The sequence below is a fragment of the Roseovarius tibetensis genome (genome assembly GCF_050896375.1).
GTDB lineage: Bacteria > Pseudomonadota > Alphaproteobacteria > Rhodobacterales > Rhodobacteraceae > Roseovarius > Roseovarius tibetensis.
In genome coordinates this window covers 41,584-48,778 of sequence record NZ_JBPBBB010000024.1, presented here as the reverse complement: position 1 = coordinate 48,778, position 7,195 = coordinate 41,584, and the positions used below count along the sequence as shown (strand labels likewise).

General features: G+C 65.7%; 4 protein-coding genes. 1 reads left to right on the top strand and 3 read right to left on the bottom strand.

All coding sequences use genetic code 11. From position 1 onward, the window contains the following. Positions 1 to 455: 455 nt before the first annotated feature. Positions 456 to 1,727 carry an MFS transporter gene (locus ACROSR_RS14530; protein ID WP_432686282.1) on the bottom strand — a complete coding sequence of 424 codons (1,272 nt, stop codon included), beginning with the start codon at positions 1,725 to 1,727 and terminating at the stop codon, positions 456 to 458. A 213-nt stretch (positions 1,728 to 1,940) separates the two neighbouring features. Here ACROSR_RS14530 and metG point away from each other — a divergent pair, with 213 nt between their 5' ends. Continuing rightward, a complete protein-coding gene (gene metG, locus ACROSR_RS14525) occupies positions 1,941 to 3,659 on the top strand; it encodes a methionine--tRNA ligase (RefSeq protein WP_432686280.1) in 1,719 nt (572 codons plus the stop codon). Between the two features lie 105 nt (positions 3,660 to 3,764). Here the strand turns inward: metG and map are convergent, their stop codons facing one another. Together map and ACROSR_RS14515 are read right to left on the bottom strand one after the other, a co-directional pair. Next, complete coding sequence (gene map / locus ACROSR_RS14520; RefSeq protein ID WP_432686278.1) at positions 3,765 to 4,613, bottom strand: type I methionyl aminopeptidase; 849 nt, start codon at positions 4,611 to 4,613, stop codon at positions 3,765 to 3,767. A 218-nt stretch (positions 4,614 to 4,831) separates the two neighbouring features. Continuing rightward, positions 4,832 to 7,186: a TRAP transporter large permease gene (locus ACROSR_RS14515; protein WP_432686276.1), complete on the bottom strand. Its 2,355-nt coding sequence runs from the start codon at positions 7,184 to 7,186 to the stop codon at positions 4,832 to 4,834. Positions 7,187 to 7,195: the final 9 nt, after the last annotated feature.

Below are 7,195 nucleotides of genomic sequence, written 5' to 3'. Positions count from 1 at the left end.
AAAATAGGGCTCCAAACGCGCCATCTGCGCGTCGCTCAGCCAAAAGAGATCAGACATGTCACCGCTCCGTTTTCGGTACCGTGAACCACGCAGCGCACCTGAAATCAATGGGTCCAGAGCCTAAGCAGAAATCTTAAGGGAAATGTGGAACAACATCGCCAGCGCATGTCCGCGGACATGCGATCCGACGGGTGTTCAGGGCACTTTATCTCTGCCACCCCGGAAAAGCCCAAATCGACGGGCAAGCGTCACCAAATCGCCTGTCCGGGGGGCGGACATGCGATGGCGCTGCGGCCTGCGGCCGCGTACCGCGCCGGGGTTTAGCCCCGATCTGTATGCAAGTCTTACGCACCTCTGGTGCGACGAGCGGACATGCGAGTGGCGCTGCGGCGGGGGCGCCACGTACTGCGCCTGGGCTGTAGCACGGGGGGTCGCATCGCGGCGCCGCGCTGGCGTCACGTCCGGGGCGGGTCTTCGGCGGTGTCCTCGGACTCGGCGGTCTCGACGTACCAGTCCTGCGCGGCGGCGACGGCGACGGGCGAGGCTGTCGGGGTCACGCCCAGGTAGGCGCCGGTCTCGTCCACCGGCACGGACGGACGCCGCGTCATCCGCCACGCCGCGTAGAGCACGGTCGCCGCGAAGGTGGCCGACAGGAAGAACCAGAACCCCTCGGGCCCGATGCGGTCCATCATCTCGCCGATCACGAACGGCCCCGAGATCGCGCCGATACCGTAGACGAAGACCAGCCCGCCCGAGGCCGCGGCCATGTCCTCGACCTCGAGAAAGTCGTTGGTATAGGCGATGAAGAGCGAGTAGAGCGGCAGCGCCATGCCGCCCATCAGGAACCCCAGCACCAGCAGCGTCCGGAAGTCGACGCCGAGATAGGCCCCCACCCCTGTGCTGAGCGACCCGATCAGCGCCACGCCAAGGATCAGCCAGCGGCGATCCATCCGGTCCGACAGCCAGCCGATGGGCAGTTGACAGACCATCGCGCCGGTGAAGATCGCCGCGACGAAGCCGCTGATCTGCGCCACGTTCAGCCCGGCCTGCGCGCCATAGACCGACGCCATGCCGTATTGCGCGGCAAAGATCCCGCCCAGAAGCAGCATCCCGACAAAGGCCAGAGGCGAGCTGTGATAGAGTCGGCGCAGGGTCATCGGCTTGGCCGTCTCGAAGGCGGGGGTCGGCGTGGCCGACAGAAGGATCGGCGCAAAGCTGAGCGACACGAGGATCGAGGGGATCACGAACAGGAAGAACCCCGACGCGTCGCCGAGATTCATCAGCCCCTGCGCCGCGATGATCCCGAGGGTCTGGGCGATCATGTAGGCCGACAGGATCTTGCCGCGTGTGGTGTTGTCGGCGGCGTTGTTGAGCCAGCTTTCGGCCGTGACGTAAACGCCCGACAGGCAGAACCCCAGGATCACCCGGATCACCGTCCAGCTATAGGGATCGGTCAGCACAGGGAACGCGATCAGCCCCGCCGAGATGAAACTGCCAAGCGCCGCGAAGACGCGTACATGGCCGACGCGGCGGATGAGATCGGGCGTCGTCCGGCTGCCCAGAAGGAAGCCGAGGAAATAGGCCGAGGTGATGAAGGCCAGCTGCTGCGTGCTGAAACCCTCGATGCCGCCGCGCACACCCATCAGCGTGGCCTGCATGCCGTTGCCGATCATGATCAGGGTCATGCCCAGAAGCAGCGCCCAGACCCCGCCCAGAACCTTGAACATCGTCGCACCCCCTCTTGCACGGCCGCCGCGGGTGCGGGACCGGCACCCTATACGGCTTGCGCTACACCGCGCGCCGACTGCCCGTCAAACGGCTTTTGGCCGGGCGGGCCCGCAAACCGGCGCGGACCGCGTCTGCCCCCTCTGGTCCTTTGCCCGCAGGGCAGGTAGACGCGGTGCGGATTACAGCGATGCGACAAAGGCGGTAAAGGCACGATGGCACGTCATCTGATCACCTCGGCGATACCTTATATCAACGGGATCAAGCATCTCGGCAACCTCGTGGGCAGCCAGCTTCCGGCGGACCTGTACGCGCGTTACTGCCGGGCACGCGGCGACGAGGTGCTGTTTCTGTGCGCCACCGACGAGCATGGCACCCCGGCCGAGCTGGCCGCCGCCAAGGCGGGCAAGCCGGTGGCCGAGTATTGCGCCGAAATGCACGGCGTGCAGGCCGAGATCGCCCGCGGTTTCCGGCTGAGCTTCGATCATTTCGGGCGCTCGTCCTCGCCGCAGAACCGGCGGTTGACCCAGGATCTCGCGGCAAAGCTGCATGCCGCCGGGTTGATCGAGGTTGTGACCGAGAACCAGATCTATTCCAACGCCGACGGACGTTTTCTGCCCGATCGCTACATCGAGGGCACCTGCCCCAATTGCGGCTACGAGAAGGCGCGCGGCGATCAGTGCGAAAACTGCACCATCCAGCTTGATCCCGTCGACCTGGTGGAGCCGCGCAGCGCAATTTCCGGATCGACCGATCTGGAGGTGCGCGAGACCAAGCATCTGTTCCTGCGCCAATCGACCATGCGCGAGACGCTGGAAGAGTGGATCGATTCCAAGATGGGTTGGCCAGTGCTGACCACCTCGATCGCCAAGAAGTGGCTGAACGACGGCGACGGGCTGCGCGATCGCGGGATCACCCGCGACCTCGACTGGGGCATTCCCGTGCAGTTCGAGGGCGCTCCGTGGTCGGGCATGGACGGCAAGGTATTCTATGTCTGGTTCGACGCGCCGATCGAGTACATCGCCTGCGGCGCCGAATGGGCCGAGGCGAACGGGCTGGACGATGCGGCATGGCAGCGCTGGTGGCGCACCGACATGGGCGCCGACGACGTGCGCTACACCCAGTTCATGGGCAAGGACAACGTGCCGTTCCATACGCTGTCATTCCCGGCCACGCTGATGGGGTCGGGCGAGCCGTGGAAGCTGGTGGATTACATCAAGTCGTTCAACTACCTCAACTACGATGGCGGCCAGTTCAGCACCAGCCAGGGGCGCGGGGTGTTCATGGACCAGGCGCTGGAGATCCTGCCGCCGGATTACTGGCGCTGGTGGCTTCTCAGCCACGCGCCCGAGAATGCCGATGCCGAGTTCACGTGGGAGAATTTCCAGGCCAGCGTCAACAAGGATCTCGCCGACGTTCTGGGCAATTTCGTCAGCCGGGTGACCAAGTTCTGCCGCTCGAAATTCGGCGAGGAGGTGCCCGGCGGGCCGGCCTTTGGCGCCCCCGAACAGGCGTTGATCGACCGGCTGTCGTCACGCATCGACGCCTATGAGGGGCATATGGACGCGATGGAGATCCGCAAGGCCGCCGCCGCGCTGCGCGCCCTATGGGTCGAGGGCAACGAGTACCTGCAGGAGGCCGCGCCCTGGTCGACGATCAAGACCGACCCCGAGCAGGCGGCGATGCAGATCCGGCTGGGTCTGAACCTGATCCGGCTTTACGCGGTTCTGTCGCAGCCCTTCATCCCGGATGCGTCCGCCGCGACACTGCGGGCAATGAAGACCGACGACGACACCTGGCCTTACGACCTGCCCGCCGCGCTGGACACGCTGAAGCCCGGTCACGCCTTCGAGGTGCCGGAGGTGCTGTTCTCCAAGATCACCGATGCCGCGCGCGAGGACTGGCAGGACCGCTTTTCTGGCGTGCGGGCCTGACGGGCGCGCGCGAAGTGCCACGCGGCCGCATCGCTATCGCATGTCCGACCGTCGCAGCAGGGTCGCGCCGCTACCCGGCACCTGTCCCCGACAGGTCGCCGCCCGCTAGGGTTTCGCGGTGTCGGTCTGCGCGTCGCTGTCCACCGCATAGGTCGGGTGAAACAGGCCCGCCGGGGACAGGGTAAAGATCTCTGCGCCGTCGGCGGTCACCCCGATGGAATGCTCGAACTGCGCCGACAGCGACTTGTCGCGGGTGACGGCGGTCCAGTCATCGGCCAGCACCTTGGTTTCGGGGCGGCCCAGATTGACCATCGGCTCTATCGTGAAGAACATGCCCTCTTCAAGCACCGCGCCGCTGCCCGCGCGCCCGTAATGCAGCACATTGGGGGGCGCGTGAAAGACCCGGCCCAACCCGTGGCCGCAAAAATCGCGCACCACGGACATGCGTTGCGATTCGACATAGGACTGGATCGCGTGGCCGATATCGCCAAAGCTGTTGCCGGGGCGCACGGCCTCGATCCCGGTCATCAGCGCATCATGCGTCACCTGGATCAGCCGTTCGGCCTTGCGCCCGAGGCGGCCCGCGACATACATCCGGCTGGTATCGCCGAACCAGCCATCGACGATCACCGTGACATCCACGTTCAGGATATCGCCGTCTTTGAGCACCTTGTCGCCGGGGATACCGTGGCAGACCACGTGATTGACGCTGATGCAGCTTGCGTGGCGGTAGCCCTTGTAGCCGATGGTCGCCGACTTGGCCCCGGCCTCGGTCACCTTGTCCTCGATCAGCTTGTCGATGGCCCCCGTCGTCTGCCCGACGAAGACGTGATCGGCGATCTCGTCAAGAATAGTCGCGGCAAGCCTGCCCGCCGCGTGCATCCCGGCGTAATCCGCGCCCCCATGGATGCGGATCCCCTCGCGCGTGGTGCGCCCCCGGTGTCTTTCGTTCACAACTGGCCTCGTCTCATGCTCCGTTTGTGCGGTAACTAGGCGTTCTTGCACCAAAGTACCAGAGGCACGCGACCGGTGACGGTCCGATATCCGACCGGTCGTCGCAGCCATCGGGGCGGTCCCATGGCACCGGGCGACGCCACATGCGGTCCGTCACGCGGCGGCGCGGCACGGGCGCGCGTTATGGCACCCTTCCGGTGCCGGGCGCATCGCGTGGCTCAATTCGCAAGCAAGGCAGGCACGATCGTCACGATTCCGGGGAAGAACCACAGGATCGACAGCCCGACCACCTGGATCGCGACGAAGGGCAGTACCCCCGCATATATATGCGCCGTCGTCACAGAGGGCGGCGCCACCCCGCGCAGGTAGAACAGCGCGAAGCCGAACGGCGGCGTCAGGAACGAGGTCTGAAGGTTCACCGCGATCATGATCGTCACCCATTTGGGGTCGAATCCGCCGCCATAGATCACCGGCCCGACGATCGGCACGACGATATAGATGATTTCAAGAAAATCGAGCACGAAACCAAGGATGAACAGGACCAGCATCACCACGAGGAAGACCTTGACCTCGTTGTCAAAGCTTTGCAGAAAATCCTGGATGTACTCCTCGCCGCCGAAGCTGATGACCACGAGGTTCAGCAACTGCGAACCGATGAGGATGGTGAACACCATGCTGGTGACCTTGGCCGTCTCGCGCACCACCGGCGTCAGCACGCCGCCGGTATAAAGCACCCAACATGCGAAAAGCAGGCCGAACAGCGCAAACAGATAGGCGGCATAGGCCACGAGAAACGCCAGCCACGTCTCGACCCCGGCACCATCGACGATGCGCAGGTCGAAATTGACGCCGATCAGGATGCAGACCACGACTGCCAGTGCCGCCATCAGGATGACCTTTGGCGAACGGTCCTGGTCGCGCAGCTTGCGATACGCGGCCAGCATGATGGCCCCGCCCGCCCCCAGGGCCGCGGCGGGTGTCGGATTGGTGATTCCCCCGAGGATCGAACCCAGCACCGCCACGATCAGCACGAGCGGCGGGAAGACCACGCGCAGCAGGTCGTTGCGGGCCAGCCGCATCGCGGCGTGCGCGCAACCATAAAGCGTCAGCGCCAGCGGCACCGCCAGCAGCAGGACCGTCACCCCCGGCGAGGCCGAAGGACGGATCAGCACGACATCGACCAGCAGCCCCAGCACAACCCCTAGGGCGCCGATCAATAGCGGAACGGGATTGGCCGACGGGGCCACGCCGCGCGCCACGGCCAGTGTCAGGCCCAGCATCAGCATCAGGACGGCCACGCCGGTTCCGATGGGGGCGGCGTTCGCGGCCTTCTCCGCGCGCAGTTCCTCGATCCTTTCGGGGCTGAGGCGCACGCTTTCCTCGACCCCGCCCGCGGCGTCGATCTCTGACTGCTCGGCCACGGCCCTGTCCCATGCCGATTGCCCGTGCAACTCGATCATGGATGCCCGGCAATCCTCGCTGACATTGGTGCGCAGGGACGCGGTTTGCCCGCGGTCGGTGAACGTGTCCACCGACAGGTCCTGCGATCCGACGGCGCCAAGCGATGACAGGATCATGACACCGGCGATCAATGCCACGGGCACCCCGAGAAACCAGGTGAAGCGTTCGCCGCGCGTGACAGTCTCGCCGCCGGCGTCCGCCCCAAGCCGGACCGCCGGCGCCCGTGCCGGGTACACCAGCGCATAACCGAAGGCGTAAAGCGCATAAAGCAGCGCCAGCAGTATCCCCGGCAGCAGGGCCGCCTGAAAGAGGGTGCCCACCGACACGACCGCCGGTTCGCCCAGATAGGTCAATGCGTCCGAGCAACCCGCGGCGTTCGCGCGGTTTTCCTGCGCCACGGAATAAAGATCGCCGGCCAGCGTGCCCAAAAGCACGATCACGATCGAGGGCGGAATGATCTGCCCCAGCGTGCCCGAGGCCGCGATCACGCCGGTGGCAAGCTGCGGCGAATAGCCGGCGCGCAGCATGGTGGGCAGGCTAAGCAGGCCCATGGTCACCACCGTGGCACCGACGATGCCGGTCGAGGCCGCCAGAAACGCGCCCACGACCACGACCGACACCGCAAGGCCGCCGGGCAGCGGGCCAAAGACCCGCGCCATCGTGGTCAGCAGATCATTGGCGATCTTCGAGCGTTCCAGCGTGATCCCCATCATCACGAACATCAGCACCGCCAGCAGCGTCTCGATCGACGCGCCGGCCAGCACACGCTCGTTGATGCGGTTGGCGATGAACGACAGGTTGCGGTCCAGCGCCATTTCCCAGCCCCGTTCGAACACCGGCTGGGCGATGCGCGGCAGATCCGGGTAGCGGAAGATCGAGACCGTATCGGCGTTCACCCCGCTGGCGACAAGCGCGTCGAAGGCGTCGCTGCGGGTGTCGATCGCCTGATGCACCAGCAGCCCCGCGCTGTCGAGCGCCGCGATGATCGCGAAGGACACGACCCCGGCCCCCCCGATCGCGAAGGCCACCGGAAAGCCCGACAGGATGCCGCCGAAGAGGCACAGGAAGACGATGATCAGGCCGATCTCGACGCCATCAAGTCCGAAAAGCATGTTGTGCTG

Excerpts from the sequence above, each read along its gene's own strand:
- ACROSR_RS14530 (WP_432686282.1), bottom strand. The coding sequence starts at position 1,727 with ATGTTCAAGGTTCTGGGCGGGGTCTGGGCGCTGCTTCTGGGCATGACC.
- metG (WP_432686280.1), top strand. The coding sequence starts at position 1,941 with ATGGCACGTCATCTGATCACCTCGGCGATACCTTATATCAACGGGATC.
- ACROSR_RS14515 (WP_432686276.1), bottom strand. The coding sequence starts at position 7,186 with ATGCTTTTCGGACTTGATGGCGTCGAGATCGGCCTGATCATCGTCTTC.